The 22,795-nt window shown below is 41.9% G+C and carries 25 protein-coding genes and 1 pseudogene; 2 read left to right on the forward strand and 24 right to left on the reverse strand.

Annotated features, from left to right (window positions below; translation table 11 throughout):
* Nucleotides 1-21: 21 nt before the first annotated feature.
* The gene (locus tag NSS87_RS18150) at nucleotides 22-807 is read right to left on the reverse strand and encodes an SDR family oxidoreductase (RefSeq protein ID WP_339241844.1); all 786 of its coding nucleotides are present in this window, start codon (nucleotides 805-807) and stop codon (nucleotides 22-24) included.
* A 198-nt stretch (nucleotides 808-1,005) separates the two neighbouring features.
* Here NSS87_RS18150 and NSS87_RS18155 point away from each other — a divergent pair, with 198 nt between their 5' ends.
* Nucleotides 1,006-1,659 (forward strand): TetR/AcrR family transcriptional regulator, encoded by a 654-nt coding sequence (locus NSS87_RS18155; RefSeq protein WP_339241846.1) that lies wholly within the window; start codon nucleotides 1,006-1,008, stop codon nucleotides 1,657-1,659.
* 64 nt (nucleotides 1,660-1,723) lie between these two features.
* Here the strand turns inward: NSS87_RS18155 and NSS87_RS18160 are convergent, their stop codons facing one another.
* The 11 genes and pseudogenes from NSS87_RS18160 to NSS87_RS18210 all read right to left on the reverse strand — a co-directional run bounded on the left by NSS87_RS18160 (nucleotide 1,724) and on the right by NSS87_RS18210 (nucleotide 9,019).
* Nucleotides 1,724-2,539, reverse strand: coding sequence for an ABC transporter permease (locus NSS87_RS18160; RefSeq protein ID WP_042128598.1), 816 nt, complete (start codon nucleotides 2,537-2,539; stop codon nucleotides 1,724-1,726).
* Nucleotides 2,536-3,567 (reverse strand): ATP-binding cassette domain-containing protein, encoded by a 1,032-nt coding sequence (locus NSS87_RS18165; protein ID WP_339241850.1) that lies wholly within the window; start codon nucleotides 3,565-3,567, stop codon nucleotides 2,536-2,538. The genes NSS87_RS18160 and NSS87_RS18165 overlap by 4 nt, the downstream gene beginning before the upstream one ends.
* A 159-nt stretch (nucleotides 3,568-3,726) precedes the next feature.
* Nucleotides 3,727-4,032, reverse strand: a pseudogene (locus NSS87_RS18170) (ATP-binding cassette domain-containing protein); the annotation flags it as partial.
* 13 nt (nucleotides 4,033-4,045) lie between these two features.
* Complete coding sequence (locus tag NSS87_RS18175) at nucleotides 4,046-4,288, reverse strand: hypothetical protein (RefSeq protein WP_339241852.1); 243 nt, start codon at nucleotides 4,286-4,288, stop codon at nucleotides 4,046-4,048.
* 89 nt (nucleotides 4,289-4,377) lie between these two features.
* Nucleotides 4,378-4,572, reverse strand: coding sequence for a hypothetical protein (locus NSS87_RS18180; protein ID WP_339241854.1), 195 nt, complete (start codon nucleotides 4,570-4,572; stop codon nucleotides 4,378-4,380).
* A gap of 177 nt (nucleotides 4,573-4,749) precedes the next feature.
* The gene (locus NSS87_RS18185) at nucleotides 4,750-5,082 is read right to left on the reverse strand and encodes a metalloregulator ArsR/SmtB family transcription factor (RefSeq protein ID WP_339241856.1); all 333 of its coding nucleotides are present in this window, start codon (nucleotides 5,080-5,082) and stop codon (nucleotides 4,750-4,752) included.
* 1 nt (nucleotide 5,083) lies between these two features.
* The gene (locus tag NSS87_RS18190) at nucleotides 5,084-5,506 is read right to left on the reverse strand and encodes an SRPBCC domain-containing protein (protein ID WP_339241858.1); all 423 of its coding nucleotides are present in this window, start codon (nucleotides 5,504-5,506) and stop codon (nucleotides 5,084-5,086) included.
* Between the two features lie 118 nt (nucleotides 5,507-5,624).
* On the reverse strand, nucleotides 5,625-5,990 hold the full coding sequence (locus tag NSS87_RS18195) for a cupin domain-containing protein (RefSeq protein ID WP_339248613.1): 366 nt from the start codon (nucleotides 5,988-5,990) through the stop codon (nucleotides 5,625-5,627).
* Between the two features lie 29 nt (nucleotides 5,991-6,019).
* Complete coding sequence (locus tag NSS87_RS18200) at nucleotides 6,020-7,003, reverse strand: iron-siderophore ABC transporter substrate-binding protein (protein ID WP_339241860.1); 984 nt, start codon at nucleotides 7,001-7,003, stop codon at nucleotides 6,020-6,022.
* An 86-nt stretch (nucleotides 7,004-7,089) separates the two neighbouring features.
* Nucleotides 7,090-7,917 (reverse strand): AraC family transcriptional regulator, encoded by an 828-nt coding sequence (locus NSS87_RS18205; RefSeq protein WP_076286720.1) that lies wholly within the window; start codon nucleotides 7,915-7,917, stop codon nucleotides 7,090-7,092.
* Between the two features lie 283 nt (nucleotides 7,918-8,200).
* On the reverse strand, nucleotides 8,201-9,019 hold the full coding sequence (locus NSS87_RS18210) for a MerR family transcriptional regulator (RefSeq protein ID WP_339241865.1): 819 nt from the start codon (nucleotides 9,017-9,019) through the stop codon (nucleotides 8,201-8,203).
* 114 nt (nucleotides 9,020-9,133) lie between these two features.
* On the opposite strand from NSS87_RS18210, the gene NSS87_RS18215 reads away from it, so the two are divergent.
* Nucleotides 9,134-10,642 carry an MFS transporter gene (locus NSS87_RS18215; protein ID WP_339241866.1) on the forward strand — a complete coding sequence of 503 codons (1,509 nt, stop codon included), beginning with the start codon at nucleotides 9,134-9,136 and terminating at the stop codon, nucleotides 10,640-10,642.
* A 95-nt stretch (nucleotides 10,643-10,737) separates the two neighbouring features.
* Here NSS87_RS18215 and NSS87_RS18220 read toward each other — a convergent pair whose 3' ends face one another.
* The 12 genes from NSS87_RS18220 to NSS87_RS18275 all read right to left on the reverse strand — a co-directional run bounded on the left by NSS87_RS18220 (nucleotide 10,738) and on the right by NSS87_RS18275 (nucleotide 22,715).
* Nucleotides 10,738-11,358, reverse strand: a complete 621-nt coding sequence (locus NSS87_RS18220; RefSeq protein WP_339241868.1) for a glycerol-3-phosphate acyltransferase — start codon at nucleotides 11,356-11,358, stop codon at nucleotides 10,738-10,740.
* Nucleotides 11,358-12,449, reverse strand: a complete 1,092-nt coding sequence (locus NSS87_RS18225; RefSeq protein WP_339241870.1) for a glycosyltransferase family 2 protein — start codon at nucleotides 12,447-12,449, stop codon at nucleotides 11,358-11,360. Before NSS87_RS18225 ends, NSS87_RS18220 begins: the two co-directional genes overlap by 1 nt.
* Nucleotides 12,450-12,514: 65 nt before the next feature.
* A complete protein-coding gene (locus tag NSS87_RS18230; protein ID WP_339241871.1) occupies nucleotides 12,515-13,717 on the reverse strand; it encodes an MFS transporter in 1,203 nt (400 codons plus the stop codon).
* Nucleotides 13,718-13,736: 19 nt separating this feature from the next.
* Nucleotides 13,737-14,765: an ROK family protein gene (locus tag NSS87_RS18235; RefSeq protein WP_339241873.1), complete on the reverse strand. Its 1,029-nt coding sequence runs from the start codon at nucleotides 14,763-14,765 to the stop codon at nucleotides 13,737-13,739.
* Nucleotides 14,766-14,928: 163 nt separating this feature from the next.
* Nucleotides 14,929-15,444: a GNAT family N-acetyltransferase gene (locus NSS87_RS18240; protein WP_339248615.1), complete on the reverse strand. Its 516-nt coding sequence runs from the start codon at nucleotides 15,442-15,444 to the stop codon at nucleotides 14,929-14,931.
* A gap of 2 nt (nucleotides 15,445-15,446) precedes the next feature.
* Entirely contained in the window at nucleotides 15,447-16,649 is a 1,203-nt protein-coding gene (locus tag NSS87_RS18245; protein ID WP_339241875.1) for a Gfo/Idh/MocA family oxidoreductase, read from the reverse strand.
* Nucleotides 16,646-17,506, reverse strand: coding sequence for a metallophosphoesterase family protein (locus NSS87_RS18250; RefSeq protein ID WP_339241877.1), 861 nt, complete (start codon nucleotides 17,504-17,506; stop codon nucleotides 16,646-16,648). Before NSS87_RS18250 ends, NSS87_RS18245 begins: the two co-directional genes overlap by 4 nt.
* A gap of 12 nt (nucleotides 17,507-17,518) precedes the next feature.
* Nucleotides 17,519-18,427 (reverse strand): carbohydrate ABC transporter permease, encoded by a 909-nt coding sequence (locus tag NSS87_RS18255; protein ID WP_339241879.1) that lies wholly within the window; start codon nucleotides 18,425-18,427, stop codon nucleotides 17,519-17,521.
* 12 nt (nucleotides 18,428-18,439) lie between these two features.
* Nucleotides 18,440-19,330, reverse strand: coding sequence for a sugar ABC transporter permease (locus NSS87_RS18260; RefSeq protein WP_339241881.1), 891 nt, complete (start codon nucleotides 19,328-19,330; stop codon nucleotides 18,440-18,442).
* A 103-nt stretch (nucleotides 19,331-19,433) separates the two neighbouring features.
* Nucleotides 19,434-20,804, reverse strand: a complete 1,371-nt coding sequence (locus NSS87_RS18265; RefSeq protein ID WP_339241883.1) for an ABC transporter substrate-binding protein — start codon at nucleotides 20,802-20,804, stop codon at nucleotides 19,434-19,436.
* A gap of 33 nt (nucleotides 20,805-20,837) precedes the next feature.
* The gene (locus NSS87_RS18270; protein WP_339241885.1) at nucleotides 20,838-21,722 is read right to left on the reverse strand and encodes a hypothetical protein; all 885 of its coding nucleotides are present in this window, start codon (nucleotides 21,720-21,722) and stop codon (nucleotides 20,838-20,840) included.
* A 138-nt stretch (nucleotides 21,723-21,860) separates the two neighbouring features.
* Nucleotides 21,861-22,715 carry an AraC family transcriptional regulator gene (locus tag NSS87_RS18275; RefSeq protein ID WP_339241887.1) on the reverse strand — a complete coding sequence of 285 codons (855 nt, stop codon included), beginning with the start codon at nucleotides 22,713-22,715 and terminating at the stop codon, nucleotides 21,861-21,863.
* Between the last annotated feature and the right edge of the window lie 80 nt (nucleotides 22,716-22,795).

Below are 22,795 nucleotides of genomic sequence, written 5' to 3' on the forward strand. Positions count from 1 at the left end.
TCGAAGCAAAATGTTGACTTATTAATTTCTAGTACGGAGCATACGTCCAACTAAATAAAGCATTTGTTTACGTGTGAAAAAACGTGACATTTGAGCGGAAATATAGTTTGAAAATCCTGGGACAACAAATACTTTTTTTGCCTGAAGCGACCGAAGAGCTACTTGAACCACATTTTCTGGAGTAAATCTCTTCCCTACTGAAGCTTCGTCGGCTCCCACAACATTAAAAAATTCTGTTTCCGTAGACCCCGGACATAACGCAAGAAATTGTACTCCCCGTTTCCGATTTTCCTCCCATAGTGCTTGTGTAAATGATAATACAAAAGCTTTTGTCGCTCCATATACAGCCATATTAGGGAGAGGTTGAAATGCTGCTGTTGATGCAACGTTTATAATCACTCCGCTTTTTCTTCTTAACATCTCTGGCAAAAATAAATGGGTTAGATCTACTACCGCCAAAACATTTAACATCACCTCTTCATGTTGTCTTGGACCAGACAGTTGTTCAAAAAGCCCATACGTAGCAAAACCTGCATTATTAATAAGAATATCAACGTTCAGACCACGTTCCATACATTGTTGATAGAGCCTGCTAGGAGAACCTTCTTGCGATAAATCAGCAACGATAACCTCCGCTTGAATATGAAATTCTCTTTGTAATTTTTCCGCTAAAGCAATCAATTTATCTTCGGAACGGGCGACTAATATCAAATGACTTCCTTTGGCTGCAAGATCATGAGCAAACGCTTCACCTATCCCTGAAGAAGCCCCTGTAATCAACGTCCATTTATTTTGAATTGTAATCATTGCTATCATCTCTCCCTTTAATGACCATCCAGAAACAGTGTTTCAATATGAATCATTGTATCCAAGTGAGGTTGCGTTGTCAAATAAAATTCTACATTTAATTATTGGCTATTTCTCTTCTACATCAGTAAAATAAGGTTTAGAAATAACGGCTATTTGAAAAATAGCTAAAGTAAAGTTCTAAGGAAGTGAAACTACATGCAAAAATCGTCCAAAATATCTTCTATAGATGCTCAATCCGTTACAACCTACCCAAAAGCAAAACTACAGCATGCAGAAATATTAAGACTGAATATTATCGAAGCCGCTGCGGCCATTATGCATGAATCCGGACCTGAAGGTGTAACCATTCGCAAGGTTGCTGAAAAAATGGAATGTCCCACAAAAATCATTTATAACTTGTTTGGAAACAAGGAAGGTTTAGCGAAGGAGCTTTTTCTGCAAGGGTGTAAATTGTTGGCCGCTGCCTTTCAAGCGGTTCCAAAACAAGACAATCTAAATTTATATCTTCGCGATCTTGGACAAGCTTATTGGGATTTCTCACGGAATCATACCAGCTATTATATGGTTATGTTCGGAGGGGCTTTTAGCGAATTCAAACCGGAGGAGGAAAGTTTACATGCTATCTTTACGGCACTACAACAAGTGATAGCCCTTATTACAGAAGCCATCGAACAAGGGTTTATTAACGAGAAAGACCCCCTCCTTGTTGTAAACCTGGTGTGGGCGTCATTGCATGGCGTCATTCATCTGCATTTGGGGGGACATATTCAAAATGAAGAAACTGCTAAAACATTGTATGATAGATCAGTATCCAATTTAATTCATACATTCTTTAGAAGCGATAATTAAAAAAAGAGGATTTTTGCGGCTAATACAAAAAAAACGGCATTTCTGCCGTTTTTTCATTTCATATTTATGTCCGACGCATATAAGCACGTACCGTAATAGGTGCAAATATTGCGACGATGACAGCTGCTCCGATCAAAGAGATAGTGAAATCCCAACCTACGGTTCCAAAGTTAGTAAGTTGTCGTACGGCAGAAACGAGATGTGAGATTGGATTGACTTTAACAAACCATTGTAACCAGTTAGGCAGCGTATCGACAGGCACGAAGGCATTAGATAGAAACGTAAGTGGGAACAACACAATCATTGATATCCCCTGCACACTAGAAGCAGTCCGTGCAATCACACCGAAGAAAGCGAAAATCCAGCTAATCGACCAAGCACAAACAATAACAAGAAGCGCAGCGAATGCGACATGTTCCAGACCACCATCAGGACGGTAACCCATAATGTAGCCCATGGTAAATGTAAGAACAGTAGCAATCGTGTATCTAATCGTGTCCGCCAACAAAGCCCCCGCTAACGGAGCTATACGAGCAATTGGCAGGGACTTGAATCGGTCGAACACGCCTTTATCCATGTCCTCACGTAATTGGACGCCAGTAACGATGGAGGTAGTGATTACAGTCTGCACAAGAATACCGGGGATAATAACAGGCAAATAACTTACCACGTCACCAGATATAGCCCCTCCAAAGATATAGGTAAACATCAGCGTGAAAATAATTGGCTGAAGTGTAACGTCGAACAATTGCTCAGGGGTACGTCGAATTTTCAGTATCCCACGATAAGCCATCGTTAACGAGTTGCGCACAGATTGCCGAAAACTCGTATGGTTTTTCAATGGGCGGTTAACACCCGAATTTATTGTAGTGGTTCTCATACTCTTGCTGCCTCCTTAACATTTGACTCTTGGGACGCTGTTGACGTTTCATCTGTAGCACCATGACCTGTAATCGTTAGGAATACTTCATCAAGCGTCGGTTTCTGTACACTCATCTCAGCCAAGTGAATCCCTTCCTCACGAAGCGCAATAAGTAGGTCTGTAACTAAATCAGCGTCCGCCATCGGTGCCGTTATTTTCCCAGTTTCGTACGATACCACGGACTGAATTTTAAGCACATGTTCCACACGCTGACGGGCTTGTTCAATATCTTTTAGATGTTGAACCTTCAGGTGTAGCGATGTGGTACCCACAGACGCTTTCAAATCATCCGCCGTTCCCTCTGCAACGACTTGCCCACGATCGATAACTGCGATCCGATCAGCCAGTTGATCTGCTTCTTCAAGGTACTGTGTAGTCAGAAGAACTGTTGATCCCGTATTCACCAATCGACGAATGGTATCCCACATCTGTGAACGAGTGCGAGGATCAAGCCCTGTAGTGGGTTCATCCAGGAAAATTAAAGGTGGTTGTGCAATAAGGCTAGCTGCCAAATCCAGACGGCGACGCATACCGCCAGAGAAATTTCGAAGAGGCCGTTTAGCCGCCTCAGTCAGACCAAACTCTTCCAGTAATTCTGTTGCTTTTTTCCGCGACTCTGCGCGCCCAAGCCCTAATAGCCGAGAGAAGATAATAAGATTCTCTGTAGCACTTAATGACTCATCGACTGAGGCATATTGTCCTGTCACACCAATTAATTGCCTAACAATCTGCGACTCCTTCATCACATCATGCCCGAAGATTCGCCCAGTACCTGCATCGGGACGAAGTAAGGTTGCCAGCATCCGAATGACGGTAGTCTTTCCTGCCCCATTCGGACCAAGTACGCCATAGATCGTACCTGCTTTCACGTTCAAATTCACGCCATCCACCGCGCGATTGTCACCAAAGGTTTTGACCAGTCCACGCGCCTCGACGGCCCACTCATGATCGTCTGGTGAAATGATCTTGTTCTGTACATGCACCATTGTAATTCCTCCAACGTTTCAGATTATATTGTGATGATAAACGCCATTTATAAACTGAATTTAAACGAAGGTTTATACTGAGTTAAACTTATCCATTTAATTATTTTCTATGAAAACAAACAAAAAACCACGTTCAATGAACATGGCTAATCCAACTCATTATAATTGCTGACTGACTAAATAATAATACAGACCTTTTGCCTGAAAAAGTTCTTCATGGGTTCCGCTTTCCACAATTACGCCTTTATCTAGCGCGATGATTAACGTGGTTCTATTTTTAATAATAAGTTCCCTATTATTCTGAATTTTCCGTTCTGACTCCGTATCTAATGCGCTCGTTGATTCATCAAACACCAATATCGGAGGATTACCAAGCAGCGCTCGTGCAATCGCGATTCGTTGAGCTTGCCCACCAGATAATCTAATTCCACTTTCACCGATCATCGTATCATAACGAAGTGGAAGTTCTTTAATTCGTCTAAGGTTCGTCCAAAGAATACTGACTTGCAAAAGTATAAAAATCCCCGCCTTCTTCTATACAATACATTAACTCCCGAATCGCCCCATATTCCGTCATGATAATCTGTGAAATTACGGCGGTGTCGAAGGATATTCGCTGCTCGTAGTAATACTTTTCTACTTGATCTCTGCATACGATATCCATCAGCTTGGATTCAATTAGCTTCTCACGAATGCATTCACCTAAATCATCAAGTGTCATTCGGTTGCGCTGAAGCCATTCCGTAGCTGCCGCTACATGTAAAAGACCCTGAGGTGATTGTAATCAGTGCTTAAATTCATGAGATAAAACTAACCATTAAAGATTGTTCTTCCATTTTTGATAGCACTTGGTGACGTAGTTTTCAATTGATCTCTATTCCCACCTAATCCACCAGAGACTTCCTTCATCTCTGCATCACTAAGAGGTTTGACTTCTTCCTGTAATTCTTCCAGACGCAGCTTTTCTTCTGGTTGAGTGCCTTCTTGATTAACGTTTTCTGACATTCAATTCACTCCCAATAATTACCTTTTAGGATAAAGGGAATTCAGAGGTTTAACAAGCAACTATAGTTGTGTTGCGTCATTAATACAAGTAACAGGAAGCCCACCATTCGTATGATATGTATTTTTGTACTATGCATCAAAAAAACCGAGAAGCGCGATCTCACGCCTCCCGGTTTATCATTCCTTGTTATGATCTGCTTCAACATATTCTTTAAGCGCAAACAGTTTATTAGCCCAGTATTGTTCAAAAAAGGTAAGCCAATCTTGAAGCTCCAGTAGAGGCTCTGGCTGAAGCTTGTACCGAGTCTCCCGACCGACTTTCTGACTGCTAACAAGCTGCGCATCGGACAATACTTGTAAATGCTTGTTAACAGCGGTTCGGCTGATCGGGTAGCAGTCCGAGATGGACGCTATGGACATTTCCTTATTAGCAAGCAGCTTTAGCAGACTGCGGCGGGTAGGATCTGCTATCGCTTGAAATACATCATGTCCAGATTCAGCGACTGGCATCTTAAGCCTCGATATAAGCAGGAAGTTTTTCTTGGACGATTTTCTCCCAGCCGCCGTTCATAAAGCCACGAACGATTGGATGCGGTTGACCAAATTCAGTTACCTTTTCAGGGTCCCATCCAGAATGAATCACGGTGAACTCCGTTTTCCCATTAATCTCTTTCAATTCAAAAGCAAGATGCCAATCCTTCCCCCAACTAAAACCGACACGATTCGGTTCATCAATCTCTGTAACTTTACATGGGGAATCCCCGAATTGTCCAGCATGTAGAATGAACTCATGACCTACCACTGGCTCGAATGTACTTGGCATCCACCAGGCAGCTATTCCTTCAGCAGTGGAAACAGCTTTCCATACTTTTTCAATTGGCGCATTGAGTGTAATTGTTTGACGAATATCTTGTAGTGGTCCTTGAGTTTGCATAAATTTCCTCCAAAATTCATTTTAATGTAACACCTTCTGGTTTCATTTTCATTATAACACCATTTGGTGTTATGTCAATTTGCAGAGACCTTAAGGGAATAGCGGAGGAAAGCCTTAACTAGATCCAAGTATCATTGGCTGCTGCTAATTCGGGCTCAGTACCGCCAGTGTTTACTACGCTTCTAGGCTCCACCAACATGATATGGCATTCCTTTTCGGCGGAAGGCTTCATCTCGACTCCCTTTGGGAGAATAAACATCTCACCCTTGGAGATTTTAACCTGACCATCACGAAAATCAATGATCATCTCCCCTTCGAGCGTGAAAAATACCTTATCGGTATCTTGATGAACATGCCATTCAAAATCCCCAGTGATCTTAATAAGTTTAAATTGATAGTCATTCATTTCACCAATGACTTTCGGAGACCAAAGGTCGTTAAATTTAGATAACTTATCTTTCAGATTAATAGCTTGATAATAGATAGTAATCACTCCTTATTTTCCTCAACTTATTAGCGCTTAAGCAAGGCGGATAATATATTTTGTAAAGCGTAATCAATAGCTAATGGTCCACCAGTAATAGCGGAATTATCCATTAAATAGACATTGCCTTCCTTTACGGCATTCATAGCATTCCACACATTACTTTGTTTTAAGTTATTCATTAATTCCTCCTTTTTTGTAATGTCACCTATAAGGAAAATATGGTCTGCTTGAACAGTTGATATTCCTTCAAACGAAGTAAACTCATTATTATTTCCTGTATATGTATCATCCGGTGTAAGCCCCAGTCCCTTTTCTTTATCAAACGCAAGTTTATAGACAGGATTCCCTTCACCTAGAACATTAAAAGTTTTTCCATCCCAAGACAATATAAGCGATACTGTCTCTCTTTCCATCGACTTTAATGTTTCACGCCCATTTGTAATATCTTTCATCATTTTATCAATTACTTTTTCCGCTTCGTCTTCTTTGCCAATAATCATGGCTACTGTACGGAGTCCATATTGCCAATCTTCATAGATGTCCTTGTATTTTAATGTAATGACTGGTGCAATTTTATCTAGTGAATCATACACTGCTTCATGATGCTCTGTTGCTAAAATAAAATCAGGATTAATCGATAGAATTTTCTCAATGCTTGGAGACACTTTATCTCCTAGTTCTTCAGCTGAATCCAGCTTTCCTTTTAAATAAGATAAAGAAGATAGATAATCTTTTTCTGTAGATGCAACAGGTGGCTCACCTAATGCAACTAATATTTCAGGATAAAAATACCATAGCGAGGCTATTTTTTCTGGTTTTTTCTCGATAACAATTTCTTTACCTAAGGCATCCTTAAATGTTCTTGGCCAATCAGCTGCATCTACATTAACTGCTGTTGAAGATACGCCTTCTTTAGTTGATTCTTTATTTTCAGCAGGTGTTTCAGTACAACCCGCTAGTATACCTGCTAATAATAGTATTGCGACTAGCAGTCCTCTAATCTTTTTCATACGAAATTCCTCCAACATAATGGTTTCTTTGCTTAACCATTATTATAGTAGAGTACTTTTTAGATAAGAATGGATGCAGGTTGAATTTACCATGGATTATTGATGAACTTCTCTCGATATTCGGTAGGTGAAATGCCACATTGTTTTTTGAACACTCTACTAAAATAAAAGGGGTCAGCCATTCCGACGGTTTGCGCAATTTGTTGTACAGGCGCATCACTTGTAAATAGCATTTCTTGCGCTATATTTATACGATATTTTAATAAATATTCTGCTGGTCCCATACCGGCATGTGTTCTAAATACGTAAGAAAGTCGATTTCGATTAACGTTATTTTGTTCTGCAAGCGAAGCTATTGTAAGACTTTGATAATAGTTTTGATGAATATAATTAGATACCCGCTCGAATAAAGTATGTGATTCACAGCTATCTTCCCTATTAATAACACATAATAAGGCCTCATTCAGCACTTCGCGAAACAGCATTTCAGTCTGAAACATCGAAATGCCTCCACGCTGATTATACACATGCCAAAGACGCATAATTAATTCAATAAGACGAGGAGATTGACCTGTTAATAATTCAAAATGCTGATGAGAAAAGCTTGACTCTTTTAGTTCTGAGTTACATATCCGATATTGAACAAGAATATATTCCCAATTGGTCCTACCTAACATTTTTTGATCTAGTTTCATTTTTGCACCCCCATGCACAACTTTTCCAGGCGAAAAGATATAAGGCGTGCCATTAAATTTAAATTTAATCTTTCCTGTAAGTGGAAACACAAATCCAGGAAAAGAATCTGTATAGTCAGCGTACGGCACACCTGGATTTTCAGCATATCGATATACTCCTTCTACTTGAAAAGGAGTGTGTGCAAAATGCTCTGCTAACTGATTAACGTCTATCTTCACAATGCATACCTCATTTCAATAGTAGTCTCTTCTATGGATAATCATCAACAAAACTCAATCATAGTGCACCAGCTCAGAGGCATTGGCGTCGGTAAGGTGAGCATAAGGATTCACGCCTGTTTACACATTAATAATAATGATTATCATTGTCAATCAATATAGATAATAAAAATGTCGCAACTGGTTAATGCTCAAGCCATCAGGTATCCATAAAAAAAACGCTTGGAATCCCAAGCGTGTCAGTTTGTAAGCCAATTTAAAAGTCAATCCAATGCTCTAAACCTCAAAAGGTTTGGATCGCAATTTGAATAACATACTTATCCGGATCCCCTACAGCTAAATAACTAAGCAATTCATACTCATAAGCGTTTCCGGTTATGTGTAAATCATTTTCAGCAATATAAGACTTTAGCTTCTCATAGGACGCAGGTAAGGTTTCATAAGATCCCTTGTGATTCATGATCAAATATTTACCCTTTGGCTTTATATAAAGTAATTCACCGTTATGCTTTTCATTGATTTTATTACAATAATAATCCGGGTCATAGTCGCCTTCTTCCAAACTGCTTTTACAAATAATCGAACCTATCGGAAAGTCATATTCAAGATGATGCTCATCGCAATAATCGAAGATTCGATATACTTTTCGTACATGATCCTTCTCACCCTTCTCCTTCGAGAGTCTAACCGCAATAAAATACTCTTCATCACATTCCTCGATCCAGGGTTCTCCACAATCAACGTAGAGCGCACGATTCGTATTATCTATAGCCCCTTGTAAAAGCCTCTGCATTCGCTCTAACTTTTTTTGTTCGTCAACCAACTGCAGCTGTTTTTGCTTAAGCATGGATAAAAAATGCAATGTGTTTTGATCTTGTATATATTCTTTGATCTCATTCAACGGCGTTCCTGTCCCTTTTAGTACGGCAATAATATCGAAGGTATAAAACTGCTTATAGGAATAATAACGATATCCGTTTTCCTTCACGATCTCCGGTTTTAATATACCAATGTCATCATAATGGAATAACGTATGCTTTGTTACCCCACATACCTTTGCGAACTCGCTCGTCGTAAAGTATTGATCATAATCAATAGACATTCAAATCACTCCTCTTGACTATCGGGTTACCCTATACCTCAAAGTACAATAACGGAACACCATTACCTTGTCAAGGTAACGTTATTAGCTACTATCATCTTAGGAGGATTACCTATGTTTTCATCAAATCTATCTAAATTTCAACGCTGGATCGTGCTGGCGATTGTGTCCAGCGCACTCTTTATGATCGTCATCGATATGACCGTACTTTATTCGGTTCTACCACGACTTACTCATGATCTTGCTGCTTCTGCATCGGAAAAACTATGGATCGTAAATATTTATCCACTTGTAATGGCAGGATTATTACTCGGTCTTGGCACACTAGGCGATCGTCTTGGGCATAAAAAACTCTTCGTTATGGGACTTACTATCTTTGGGTTGGCTTCATTAATCGCCGCCTACGCGCCGACACCTCTCGTGCTTATTGCTGCGCGTACCCTACTAGCTATTGGTGCAGCCATGATGATGCCCGCAACACTCTCCATTATTCGAACTACCTTTTCGGATGAGCGTGAGCGTTCACTAGCCGTAGGTATTTGGGCATCTGTCTCCTCTGTGGGAGCAGGAATGGGTCCACTCGTTGGTGGTTTTTTACTGGAGCATTTCTGGTGGGGATCGGTGTTCCTCATCAATATTCCTATAGTTATTCTTGCACTGATCTTGGCCATCTTACTAATCCCAAATCTTAATGGGAATAAGAATAAGAAATGGGATTTCATTGGTTCCGTTCAAATTATGATTGGTCTGGTTGCCCTTGTTTATGCAGTTAAGGAGATCAGCAGACGTGAAGGTTCAATTTCCATCGCTGTGTTATCTGCCGTGATTGGTGTCGTAGCTATGATCATATTTATGCGCCATCAACGTAAGAGCCAGAATCCATTAATAGATTTTGCACTATTTAGAGACTCCCACTTTACTACTGGAGTGGCTACAGCTCTATTGTCTTGTTTTGCACTTATTGGAATGGAATTGATCGTGACTCAACGGCTCCAGCTTGTTCTTGGATATACACCGTTGGAAGCAGGCTTGTACGTTGTATTCACTTCGATAGCGTCCTTCATCTCAGGGATACTCATCGGACTTGTGTTGCATCGAGTGGACAAAGTAAAAGTACAGTGGGTCTGTCTGTTAGTGTCAGGTATAGGAATGGGCACCCTTCTACTCTTCCATGATGGAAATATATTGTTACAATTCGCAGCCTTAATGATTCTGGGTGCAGGTCTTGGGGGAGCCATGACTGCCGCCTCAAATTCAATCATGCTAAATGTCCCCGTCGAAAAAGCTGGCATGGCCGCATCTATAGAGGAAGTATCGTTCGAACTCGGCAGCGCCCTAAGTATTACACTTCTGGGCAGTCTTTCGTCATTCATCTATACAGCATCATTAGTTCTCCCTGATGAACTAACAGTCCCGCCGATCGTTCGCGACAGCCTTGACGAGGCTCTTCTAGCCGCAGAAAATATGCCTACTGCTGCTGGATCCGCGCTCGTTGAAGCCGCACAATCAGCTTTTGATAAGTCTTTTATTGTTGTCCTTGCCACTGCCACAATCCTTCTGTTAGCTTCTGCGTTTATTATCCGTGCTGCGTCAAAACGTAAATCCTCAATCATAGAACACTAATATTAGAAAAGATGAAGCTACTGCTTCACCAAACAAGGGTGTCTCAACAGCTATGCGATAGCTGCTGGGACACCCTCGTTTATACCAAGCCTATATTATGTTCCTTTTCGTTTCCTTGATGAATACTTCCTCACCCACACTGCCAATTCTAACCTGTGCGTATACACAAGGATCACAAAACTTCCAAACCATACCCACAAGATAGGAGCAGACCATTTACTAATGTACAAAAAAACGGAAAGAAGCAGCATTCCGCTAACTACTTGCACACCATCCGATACAGGTGAATTTCCTCTGCTTTTGAACCCACTGCTGAGCATTTTCAGCACTGCTAAAATGACTGCTAGCGCTAAAGAAGCTTTGAATCCTGTAAATGCACTCCATACCCCAAAGGTTACGGCAATTGCCTTCCCACCTTTTCCTTTAAGAAAGGGAGAGAAGGCATGACCCGCAATGGGAGCTAAGGCTAACGGAATAATGAAATACCCCTGACTATAATGACTTCCCATTACCCATAGAAGAGGTAGATACCCTTTTAAAAAATCCAATATAATCCCCAAAATGCCGAATTTATAGCCTGACGACTTCCATAGATTCAAAGCCCCCGGATTACCGTCGCCAATGTTTTTCAGGTTCTTTTTACGCGCTAGACCAAGCCAATAGGAAAACATAAGAGATCCCGACAAAAATAAACCCGCGACCCACAATATGATCATTAGTCCCTATGGCCTCCCACCTGGATATGCCTTCCTTTCCAGCTTACATGCCTCAGAAAAACAACCTGATAAATCGAATACAGCATGATCAAGATAAAGAAAACAGTTGCTACCACGTGAAATACAGGAATAACGATGCCAAATACACCTACATATTTTATAAAATAAAAGAGCTGGAACATATAAAGGAGATAACCGATCAATAAAGGCATAAACCATGAAGTATTCGCAAAAATAAACACGGTTTCTGAGATGATGAGTCCGATCACCCAAAGCGCGATTGGAATAATTGTTCGCGGACTTATCGTTGAAGTGCTTAAGACAGCCCCTTTACTGAACCCTTCAATTTCACTTTTGATTCCCTTCGGATACATGCGAAACGATACTAAGCCATACCCGATATAATTGGTGATCGGAACACCTGCCGCAATAAATTTTTCTCCTAAAGACAAATCATCCAGCACTTCAGATCTAATGCTTTGATGGCCATTAACTTTTTCATAATCCTGCCTTAATGCTAGAATACACGAGCCGTACAGCCCTTTTTTCGCGTTATTCCTTTCAAAGATCGAGGTGAACGTGAAGATCCCCAGCATATTCATGATTAGGGCGAGCTTCTCAAACAGCTTTTCTGTATGATGAAAAGGAACTACCGAAATGACGCCTTTCGATAGCTCCCTTGCTTTTAATAATGAAGCCAAGGCGTTAGGCTTTAATCGGATATCCGCATCCAAAAAAGCAAAAATATCGCCCGAGGCCTGTAAATATCCATTCCATACTGCCCAGCTCTTACCCGTCCACCCCTCAGGGAGACTGCTGTTCACAATAACCTTAACCCCATAGCTTTCGGCAATTTCTTTGGTCCGATCCTCTGAGAAGTCATCCACCACAATAATTTCATAGGGTGTAAGGGTCTGAGACTGAAGTGAATCGAGCAGATAACGCAAATTATATTCTTCATTCCTTGCAGGAATGATAATGGACAATTTCTCCGGTCCTTGATTAGGCTCGTGATAAGTGCTCAAGGTATTTTTTCTGAACAAAATAAAACCGGAGAGACATCCAACGCCTATAACCATTAACAACCACATTACGGTTCCCCCCCTTCTACATCTATATATATGAGGGGTTAGTCCGTAATATATTCATTTCAAATTTAACCTACATTTACTTTAGCTGAGTATTTATTAAGCTTTTCTGTACATAAAAGCATGACGATAGCGAAAAAAACGATCATCGCAGGAAAAATACCCAACGTAAAATTCGAGGCCAGTAAACCGATAAATGGCGGTACCAGCGTGGTACCGGTATAAGCTGTTGCCATCTGAAAGCCCATAATTGACTGAGCATGCTTCTTCCCGAATCGTACAGGGGTTTCATGTAGCATACATGGGAAAATAGGGGCTAAACCCAGACCGATAATCATAAACCCTACCAGCGAAACTATCGTTGGAAGCGGTAATACTAAGAGCACTGTACCGATTAAAGCAATGAGCTGGCCATATCGTATTAGCTGCTTATTACTCATTCTAAACGTAATGAAGCCCGTCACCATTCTGCCGAAGGTAATCCCTAGATAAAATACCGATACCCATGTCGCTGCAGTGGATGCATGGATGTCTTTGATATTTACTAGAAAGCTGCTCCCCCATAACCCCATACTCGTTTCGATGGCAGAATAAAATAAGAAGGTTAACATCGCAAGCTTAACCCCTCTTAGTTTCCAAGGTTTTGTGTTCTCAGCAGCTTGCTCTAGCTCCGGATGATTGAGCTCATGTTCGCTATCAGCGTTCAGGTTGCTATTGTTTCCAGCCACTCTATCCCATAAAGGCAGCGTAACGAAGAGAATTACAACTAAGCTCAATTGAATATAAGCAACCGTAAGATAACCTTCTCGCCAAAGACCTTCACCAGAGATAAAAGAACCCATAATAATCGGACCCAGCGTCGCGCCCACTCCCCAGAAACAATGTAACCAGCTCATATGATGGGCTTTATAGTGCGTAGCAACATAACTGTTTAATCCGGCATCTACAGATCCCGCACCTAAACCGAGTGGAATCGCAGCAACAATTAGCCATACTAACGAAGGTGACCATGCAAAACCAAATAAAGCTACAGCCGTCATAATACAGCTTACAAGGGTCACTTTCCCCGTACCAAAACGTTTAAGGATTGTACCACTCATCAAACTGGAGACAATTGTGCCTACTGCAATAACCATCGAAAGGATACCAGCAGTACCTAATGAGGCATTTAGATCTAATCTCATTACCGGCCATGCGGATCCAAGCAATGAATCTGGTAGTCCTAAACTAATAAATGCTAAATAAATAATAATAAGAAAAAAAGTAGCCATCGTTATCTCCTTAAGGGTTCTAATCTATTTGTTGTGAAACTAATAAACCTAATCCAAGACTTTGTAATCCATTCAGATAATCACGCTTCAAGTCACTTACCGCTAATTCCGGAAGATGTTCCTTAGGAACGTATGTAGCAGTTCGATCGGCGATTTGATTAAGCATAGCTGGAGCTAATTCATCCTCACAAAAAATAATATAATGCGGATTCAAAATAGAGGTCATAGTAGCCACTAACCGACTAATCGCATCTACTTTATGATCCGGCTGCATGCTTGATCCACCCTGATCTCCAGTTAATGCTTCTATGAAATTTCTATTGTCATACTGGGGCATGTATTGAACTTCCCCTGAAAAAAACGTCTTTCCCCGAACAATTTCACCATTAACGGCTATCCCAGCTCCCGGTCCGTTTTTCCCTAAATACAGATACATCAAAGAAATATTCTCCTTCAAATTTTTTTGCGCCATATAACCGATTACAGCGGCATTCATATCATTTTCCACGATTGTCGGGATAGAGAGCTGATCTTCTATACATCTTTTTAAATCTAGATTCTGATATTTCGCATAACCTGGGATCAGAAAAATCTTCCCCTGTTTCACCGCGCCTGGAACACCAATCGCTACAGATTGAATCTTAGGATTAGCCTTTTTTTCACCTTCGATAAGCGAGACCAGTGTACTAACGTCTTCCTCAAGAATACTAGGTAAATTCCCTTCTTTTACAACATTGCCAATGCAATTATAGATCGTATAGTTTGTTTCATTTTTTTCCAAAAAAATAGCCATCCCTAATCGGTAATTCGGATTATAGGCGTATCTTATTGCCCTTCTTCCACCACTAGACTCATCAAGGCCAATGATCGTTACTTCCCCAGTCTCTTCCATCTGCATTAGAAATTTACTGATCGTTGGAAAACTGTATTGTAATCTTTGACTTAACTCCGCCTTCGTAGCCCTTCCTAATTCTAATAATGCTGTTCGAATATTTCGAATAATTTCAGATTTGAGTTGCTGTGAAGGAAGTCTTTTATCACTTGACATGGCTCTCCCACCTATAGTCATACTGACTTATTAAATGCATTTAATAAGTCAGTATGACTATAGCAGGAATAATTCTTAACGACAACATAATTTTTCGATGCGGCCCCTTCTGAAACTCCAACATGAATAAAGGGGCATGAAGCCCCCCTAATTATCAACAAATTCAAAGCCTTTGCAGGATTCGTTCCCATCTTCCAGGATGGCTTTCATCCAAGTACACAGGCTGAAATCCTAATTTCAAATAAATGCGGATGGCAGGCAGTCTGAAATCATCAGTTTCTAAACATGCCGCCGTTCCCCCTGAATCTCTTATTTTGTGCAAGACAGCTAGACTCACAGCATAGCCGAGACCTTTACCAGAATATTCTGGAAGCACTCCAACCATGTGCAAGTACCAGTTCTTATTGTCATCACTACCCGACTCCCAGGCCGTAGCAGTAGCTACAGGTTGATCCCCGCGGCAAATGAACAACAAGCGATCCGAATACAAGGGTACATGATCACTGATTTTATGAGCAAATTTAACTTCCCTTGTAAAAGAATGGCGTATAAGCTCTTCCCAGTTCCGTTCATCATCCGGCTCGAAATGACGAATTAGATACCCGGTAGGACAGAGAAAAACAGGCAAGTCGGACAGTATTTCTTTTTTCATCACAAGTTTGGAAAGGGCCTGATCCACCGTCAATTCCTCACTCTCGTTCTAAAATCAGGAAAGGCTATTGCTTTTCCACCATTCTCTACAGATTCCATAGACAATGTAAACACAGAGCTCCAAGTAACGGCATCATATACGTCCACCGAAGGGGTTCGATCCTCCTGAATAGCAGAAATAAATTCTTCAAGCACCATAAAATCGCCTCCGCCATGTTTCGTCCCAGCGGCATATTCGCCCCATTTCATCCATGTCGGGTGATCATAGAGTGGTTGATAACTGCTTAAAGGCTCCCACATTTCCTCTCCATCCGCTATATTTTTGGGCGAGAGATTCTTGAACCAGATCAAATCCTCTTCGTACTGATGGCGGCCCGTAATATACGCTCCCTCAGTTCCTTGCAGTAAATAATGAGTTTTATTATGCGGTCTAACGGAGGACCAGTCTACACGCAGTTCAATCAGTACACCCTTTTCCGTTTGAATGACCGCGACCGCGCTATCCCCTTGCCGCCAGAATCCCTCCCGTGCTGCTGGGTGATCTTTTCCATAATGCTCTCCGAAATAATATTGTAAGGATCTAGATTTGGAAACAAAAGACGAGACGCTTTTTAATCGATCCCCCTCAGGCTTATTGAGGTTAATCCATTGCGCAACTGGACCAATAGAATGTGTCGGATAATTGATCCCGTTATACTGCTGATGTAATTGCCCCCGCCAAGTCAGAGAACCATCCGGATGATGAGTCAAATGACGCAAATCATGGATATATCCGCCTTCCAGATAAGTAATTTCACCGAACATGCCTTGATCCGCCATATGTTTAATCGTCAGATTGGAGCGCGAGAAGCAGTAATTTTCAGACATCATATATTTAAGTCCAGTTTGTTCAACAGTTTCGATAAGCTCCCAAGCTTCCTCTAAAGATTGGATCGAAATCACTTCGCTTAGGACATGCTTACCCGCATTTAAAGCATCAATAGATTGTCTGGCATGCAAATGCATGGGGCTTAAGATAAACACCGCATCTATTGCCGAATCTTTTAACATTTCATGATAATCCCGATACGTTCGGATTTTCGGGAATTTCTCTTTCCATTGGTTAAGCACCCACTCATTCAAATCACAAGTGGCGGTCAGATGTATCCGATCCGATAGAGAGTACAATGCATTCATAAAACTGGCTCCACGATTTCCACCTACGATCGCTAATCTTACTGGCTGACGATTCATTGCTGGTCCACCTGCTTTCTATCCATTTGAAGTCGATTGATGATTAGCTCCTGATCTCTTGTCTCCCCTTCAGCCTGCGGATATTTTTCATAATCAAAAATGCTGAAGGTAAATAATGAAGACCATTTACTCAATTGCTCGCTTGCCAGATTCACCATCTCTAACCTGATTTCATCTTCAAGCACAGTAAGGATTCGAGCAGCAGGAATATCCAGGATGGAGGCTGTTTGAATGAAATGCCAGTTTTCTTTTCTGACAATAGAATGCACATGATTATGCCCGTTGAAATAGAAACCCACACCTTGCCATTGCTTCAATATCGGCCAAATATCTAAGCTGGGATCCAGTGACATCATTGGCTCAGTTGATCTAGCCGTCGTATTATACAAGGGATGATGACCGAAGACGAATAAAGGCTTTTCCGATTTCCGCTTCATTTGTGCTTCGAGCCAAGTCAGCTGTTCATCATCAAGTGTTCCGCTCCAATCGTCACGATTTTCCCGTGCGGTATCCAGCAAAATAATGATTGCATTCGTCTCTTCAATCACACTGTATCGCTGCTGCCGGGTGACGGAAAGGATTTCTTCTTTAGGATAAGTGTACGTATCATGATTACCAAGAACATGTAGAAAACGTCTAGAATGCTTGCTGTCCTTAATCTTACCCATGATATAATTAAATTCGCTAAATTCTCCTGCATGCACCATATCTCCCACGGAAATATGATAATCGGCTGGGATGGACAAAAATAGATTCATAAATTGCTCGTAAAAAGCATCTCGTGCCTCTTTAATCATAACCTTGTTGTTTAACAATTCGTCCGGGTAATGTAAGTCCCCAATAATCGCCAGCCTCATAAATGCCTCCTCCTAACCTTTAATGCCAGAGCTCATAAAACTACCTATCACTTGCCGCTGGAACAATAAAAATCCAATCATTAAGGGTGCAGACACAATCAATGTAGCCGCACAAACATCGGACCATTGTGCACCAGATTCCGTGGCTTTTGCGAACATCGCCAAGCCTACAGTTAATAAGCGATTCTCCTCCGAATTGGTTACAATAAGGGGCCACAAGAAATCATTCCAATGAAAGCTGACCGACACGATCGCAAAGGACACATAAATCGGGCGTGACAGTGGGACATAGATTCTTGAAAGAATATGCAGGCGTGAGGCGCCTTCCACCCGGGCAGCTTCATCCAGCTCATAGGGTAATTGCTTGAAGGATTGCCTTAACAGAAACACTCCAAAGGAGGAGGTAAAGTAAGGTAGCATAATCCCCAGCTTGGTATCCAGCAGACCCATTTCGTTCAACACCTGATAGTTGGAAAAGATAAGTACATCTGGCGGCACCATAATTTGCACCAAAAATAACATGAATAACAGATCTTTCAAGGCGAATCGTACCCGTGCAAACGCATAAGCAGCCATCGTCATTGTAACGAGTTGCACAGCAAGCACAACACCGCACACAAGCAATGTATTCATTAAAAATCGTCCAAAAGGCGCTCCATTCCAGACATGAATCAAATTCTCAAACGTGAAGTCCCAAGACCATCCCGCATCAATAGCGACGTCTTTGGGTAGAAAAGCCGTTCTGACCACCCATAGGAAGGGAATGATCCAGGCCGCGGCAAACGTAAATCCAACCGCATGCCACAGTATTTGCTGGATTCGGCGCTTCGTTCTTTCGGAGTTCAGTATGCGCTCCTCTTCTAAAGCTTTGCGTGTATTCTGCCTTAATACTAAGGGTAGCTTTAGTGGATTATCCTCCATGGATTCCACCTCCTATTCATAATGGATTTTCCGATCCCAGCCAAAAAACTGCAAAGAGGAAATCAGGAGCAGCAGCACGATCATGACCACCGTCATCGATGCGGCCATCCCTTGATCGTAGAAATTAAAGGTGGACTCGTAGATATAATAAAGCAGCAGATTACTTGCATTATTCGGACCGCCCTTTGTCATAATCCAGAGATGGTCTACCAGCTTAAAAGAATTGGTTATCGCCACAACAGCCACGAACAACGTAGTCGGCATCGTGAGCGGAATTGTGATTCTGCGGATGGAAGTGAATGTACCGACTCCACTTACTGCAGCCGCTTCATATAAATCCTTGGGAATCTGCTGCATTCCTGCTAAATAAAAAATCATAAAATATCCGGCTTCTTTCCAAATCATCATGATGACTAATGCGCCCATCACCGTATCAGGTGTTCCCAGAAAATTCACAGGCTGATCCGCGATCCATGAAGCCAGTCTGGCAAAGAGCCCAAAATGAGGGGTATACAGAAACAACCAGATGTTCGCCACAGCGATCATCGGGATCATATTCGGATAGAAAAATGAAAGACGTGCCAGTCCCCGCCCTTTTATCGCCTTGTCGGCAAACAGTGCCATCAAGAAAGCCAAAGCTAATGAAGTGGGTACTGTGCCAATGGCGAACCATATATTGTTACTGAACACCTTCATAAAGACATTGTCGTGCAATAGATTAGCGTAATTGTCAAAACCGACGAACAGAGGCTCAGGAGTCGCCAAATTTTTCTCATAAAAGCTAAGCCAGAACGATTTAAACATAGGGTAATAAGTAAACAAGCAAAGAAAGAGCAGCGAAGGCAACACTAGTCCCCAGCCGAATCCGTTTCGTCTAAGCCTCTCACTCCATCCGGCATTCATACCATTCAATCCTTCCATGATTAAGGTTTCTACGATTAATGAATAAAGTAATGACGCCAGAACAAGCTATCGAGCCGTCCTGGCGTATTCCATACCTCAAAGCTTACTTATTGAAGGGAGCAAGTGCCTGATCTGCTTCTGCTTGAGCCTTTTTAAGTGCACCTGCTGCATCAATCTCTCCTGCCAATGCCGCTTGAATCTGGTTCGTAATTGCCGTCGATACTTTACCATGATTATGAGTGGACAATTCCCGGAACGCATATTCCAATTGATCTCTCGCTACCAATGCTTGCGGGAAATCCGCTGTATACTTCTTCATAGCATCTGTATCGTATGCAGATTTTCTTACGCCAACATAACCGGATGAGCCGCTAAAGAGGGCAGCTTGTTCTGAAGCCGTCATATATTTGGCAAATTCCCAAGCTGCAGCTTGTTTTTCAGGAGATGTGTCCTTGAAAATATACAGGTTACCTCCTCCAGTAGGTGATCCAAATTGGTTTTGTGCGGGTGGGAACGCTACGCCGAATTCGAACTTCGCGTTATTTTTTACGTTGGTTAAGTTACCGCTTGTATGCATCATCATGGCTGTTTTGCCTTGAATGAAATCTGTCGGAACGGTTGCCCAATCAATAACACCTTCCGGCATCGCCTTGTATTTATGGGACAAATCTAACCAGAATTGCAATGCCTCCACATTCTCCGGCGTATCGAACATCGCTTTTTTGCCATCGGAGGACATTATGTTTTGCTTCGGATCGGAAGCATTTTGCCGTGCAAGCATTTGAAACATCCAATACGAATCATCATTGCCCGGAATTTCCAGCCCCACGTGACCGTCTTTGTTCAGCTTCTTAGCATAGGTTACAAGCTCATCCCATGTAGTGGGTGGTTTCTCTGGATCAAGTCCTGCGGCTTTGAACATTTCTTTGTTGTAATACATAACAATCGTGCTCCGCTGAAAAGGCAGGCTGTACGTTTTACCTTCAGACTGTGTATCCTCTACAAAGGCGGGATAAAAATCAGCCATCTGAATATCCGTGTCCTTTGCAATAAAATCATCCAGCGGAATGATTGCATTCATATCGAGCATACTGTACAGCTCTGTTGACATCATGACCGCGACATCCGGTGGCTGTTTGGCCTGCACACCTGCTTGAATTTTCACGGTATTGTCACCGTAATTACCTGTGTACACGGGATTAACCTTAATTTCCGGGTGCTGCTCCATGAATGCACTAGCCATCCCATCGATTACTTTTGTAAGGGGACCACCAACATTAACCGGATAATAAAATGTAATCTCCACTGGCTTAGCGGTTGGAGTCTCTGTGGATTCCGGAGTTGCAGCGATTGCTGTGGGTTGAGCGGTATTTTCTTTGGCTTCTGCCGTACTGTTATTAGATTGTCCGCAGCCCGCTACTGCCAGCATTGAGACGGATAGCAGTGTTAGAATGGTTTTGGTTTGCTTTAGCATTTCTGTTAGCCCCTTTTTTCGCTTGGATTTGAATTAAAATGCATAATGGCGAAAGTTCACACTAATGCGATTCGAGCCTACATCAAGAATATGGAGCTGTGCACCATCAGCGGTAGGCAATACAGCAATTCCTTGGGCTTCAGTACCACTAGGCAGATTACGATCAAAGGCAACAGATACGTTTCCAGTCTCCGGATCAATCTGATAAACCGTTTGGGTTGCGTTATCCGTAGAAGCATACAGAACACCGTTGTACACTTCGGCACCTTGAATTCGATCAATACTTTGGGAAAGTGGAATGGTTGTGATCACATGCATATCGTCAAGACTTAGTACATTCAAGACGCTTGCATTACTCCACTGAGCTGTGTAGACCTGACCGCGAGCAGCATCAACGGCTACCCAAGGCACACCGCCAATATGCAGATTTAACGGTAAAGCATAGGATGTACCCGTATATTTCAATGTGTTCACATCATAGAGGGCGATGTAAGGATGCTGATAGTTTTTGCCGTCTTCAATAGGAGCGTATATTTTACCGTTATAGTAGGAAATATCACCGATATGGTCTCCACCTTGGGAGGCAATCTCCAGTGGAATAGCCAATTCATTCCGTGCTTTTACGGATTTTCCATCAAGTCCAGTCCGTAAGAGCCCATACGAGGAATTAAAGATCCATGAATTCCCGTCTGTAGCCACCCCTTGTCCCCGTTCCAGGGCATCAAGTAACCAGAAGGTTTGCTTAGATACTTCATGCCAAGTTCCCGCATTTGTAGCTGAAGTTGACTCTGCACTGATTTCTACCTCGGTGTTTACTAGGTTATCCGATCCGACTGGTGTGGCAGATGCTACTAAAGATAAAGAACTGGTCGTAAGTACCCCCGCGCAAATCAGACTGAATAATCTCTTTAATCTCATGTTTTCTCTCCTCCTAATAAGGTTGTAGTTCGGCATTTGTGCGCCTTACTTCAACCTTATTATAGGAGCTGGCAACAGCTCTCTAATTGAACAAAACACTTCTTTCCTTGAACAAAACTCTCATTTGCAAGAATAAAATCAATAAATCATATGATTAGGTTTGGAGGAGCTTTGATTCGCATACAGCTTTGGGGTTAGGCCGGTTTCTCGTTTGAATAATCTAGTAAAATGACCTTGATCGGCAAAACCAACCTGAGATGCAATTTCCTTCAAACCAATTTTTCCGGAACGAATAAGAAATTTAGAACGTTCGATTCTCAGGCGAATTAAATAATTATGGGGAGTATATCCTGTCTGTTGTTTAAAAATCCGAATAAAATGCGACTGGCTCATATTAGCCATGCCAGCGAGATCAGTCAGTTGAATCTCATCTTCTAAACGCTCACGCATAAATTGAATGACCTGAAATATTTCTTGATTGGCTGGCGTTTTTCGGTTTGAATGCTGGGGAATCACTGAAGAATAGTGTTGTAACAAATGAATAATTAACATGTTGGATAAGGATTCGCTATATATTTTTCCTTTGGCACCGCCATTCTGTAATTCCTCCAGCATCCAAAGCCCTAATTGCAGTAGCTTGGAATCCTTGACATGAAATTTGCGGTCCAACTGGATATGACCTTCCTTTAGATAACCAGATTCACGAGCAATCTCTTCGAGTACCGCTGGCGTAATTTCTATTTTCAAAAAATAGAGCGAGGTTCTGCCCCAAGGGCAAAGAAGGCTCTCATTACAAGGGGTAATATGAATGGTGTGGTAGTTTTCATAGTAGGCTGTGCAGTGAATTCCTATTAAATATTTAGATTCCGAGGATGGGGTGAAAGCTTGCTGCGGACTATACCATTGCGAAACCTGAAGCTTATCCCAACCAAAAGTATCACTTGCAAGGACAGGCTGAGCAGCTGCAAAGGACGACTCTTCCATTTCTTTCATATTCATCCCCCTTTTCCCTTCAATATAGCAAGCCAGTATACGCTCCGCGTTAATGAGCTGTAAAAGCTATATTAATTTCC

Origin of the sequence: Paenibacillus sp. FSL F4-0243, from assembly GCF_037963295.1 — a bacterium.
Taxonomy (GTDB): domain Bacteria; phylum Bacillota; class Bacilli; order Paenibacillales; family Paenibacillaceae; genus Paenibacillus_AQ.

Bases quoted from the DNA above. Each gene is read 5' to 3' on its own strand.
- NSS87_RS18150 (WP_339241844.1), bottom strand. From the start codon at position 807: ATGATTACAATTCAAAATAAATGGACGTTGATTACAGGGGCTTCTTCA.
- NSS87_RS18155 (WP_339241846.1), top strand. From the start codon at position 1,006: ATGCAAAAATCGTCCAAAATATCTTCTATAGATGCTCAATCCGTTACA.
- NSS87_RS18160 (WP_042128598.1), bottom strand. From the start codon at position 2,539: ATGAGAACCACTACAATAAATTCGGGTGTTAACCGCCCATTGAAAAAC.
- NSS87_RS18165 (WP_339241850.1), bottom strand. From the start codon at position 3,567: ATGGTGCATGTACAGAACAAGATCATTTCACCAGACGATCATGAGTGG.
- NSS87_RS18175 (WP_339241852.1), bottom strand. From the start codon at position 4,288: ATGACACTTGATGATTTAGGTGAATGCATTCGTGAGAAGCTAATTGAA.
- NSS87_RS18180 (WP_339241854.1), bottom strand. From the start codon at position 4,572: ATGTCAGAAAACGTTAATCAAGAAGGCACTCAACCAGAAGAAAAGCTG.
- NSS87_RS18185 (WP_339241856.1), bottom strand. From the start codon at position 5,082: ATGCCAGTCGCTGAATCTGGACATGATGTATTTCAAGCGATAGCAGAT.
- NSS87_RS18190 (WP_339241858.1), bottom strand. From the start codon at position 5,506: ATGCAAACTCAAGGACCACTACAAGATATTCGTCAAACAATTACACTC.
- NSS87_RS18200 (WP_339241860.1), bottom strand. From the start codon at position 7,003: ATGAAAAAGATTAGAGGACTGCTAGTCGCAATACTATTATTAGCAGGT.
- NSS87_RS18210 (WP_339241865.1), bottom strand. From the start codon at position 9,019: ATGTCTATTGATTATGATCAATACTTTACGACGAGCGAGTTCGCAAAG.
- NSS87_RS18215 (WP_339241866.1), top strand. From the start codon at position 9,134: ATGTTTTCATCAAATCTATCTAAATTTCAACGCTGGATCGTGCTGGCG.
- NSS87_RS18220 (WP_339241868.1), bottom strand. From the start codon at position 11,358: ATGATCATATTGTGGGTCGCGGGTTTATTTTTGTCGGGATCTCTTATG.
- NSS87_RS18225 (WP_339241870.1), bottom strand. From the start codon at position 12,449: ATGTGGTTGTTAATGGTTATAGGCGTTGGATGTCTCTCCGGTTTTATT.
- NSS87_RS18230 (WP_339241871.1), bottom strand. From the start codon at position 13,717: ATGGCTACTTTTTTTCTTATTATTATTTATTTAGCATTTATTAGTTTA.
- NSS87_RS18235 (WP_339241873.1), bottom strand. From the start codon at position 14,765: ATGTCAAGTGATAAAAGACTTCCTTCACAGCAACTCAAATCTGAAATT.
- NSS87_RS18245 (WP_339241875.1), bottom strand. From the start codon at position 16,649: ATGAATCGTCAGCCAGTAAGATTAGCGATCGTAGGTGGAAATCGTGGA.
- NSS87_RS18250 (WP_339241877.1), bottom strand. From the start codon at position 17,506: ATGAGGCTGGCGATTATTGGGGACTTACATTACCCGGACGAATTGTTA.
- NSS87_RS18255 (WP_339241879.1), bottom strand. From the start codon at position 18,427: ATGGAGGATAATCCACTAAAGCTACCCTTAGTATTAAGGCAGAATACA.
- NSS87_RS18260 (WP_339241881.1), bottom strand. From the start codon at position 19,330: ATGAATGCCGGATGGAGTGAGAGGCTTAGACGAAACGGATTCGGCTGG.
- NSS87_RS18265 (WP_339241883.1), bottom strand. From the start codon at position 20,804: ATGCTAAAGCAAACCAAAACCATTCTAACACTGCTATCCGTCTCAATG.
- NSS87_RS18270 (WP_339241885.1), bottom strand. From the start codon at position 21,722: ATGAGATTAAAGAGATTATTCAGTCTGATTTGCGCGGGGGTACTTACG.
- NSS87_RS18275 (WP_339241887.1), bottom strand. From the start codon at position 22,715: ATGAAAGAAATGGAAGAGTCGTCCTTTGCAGCTGCTCAGCCTGTCCTT.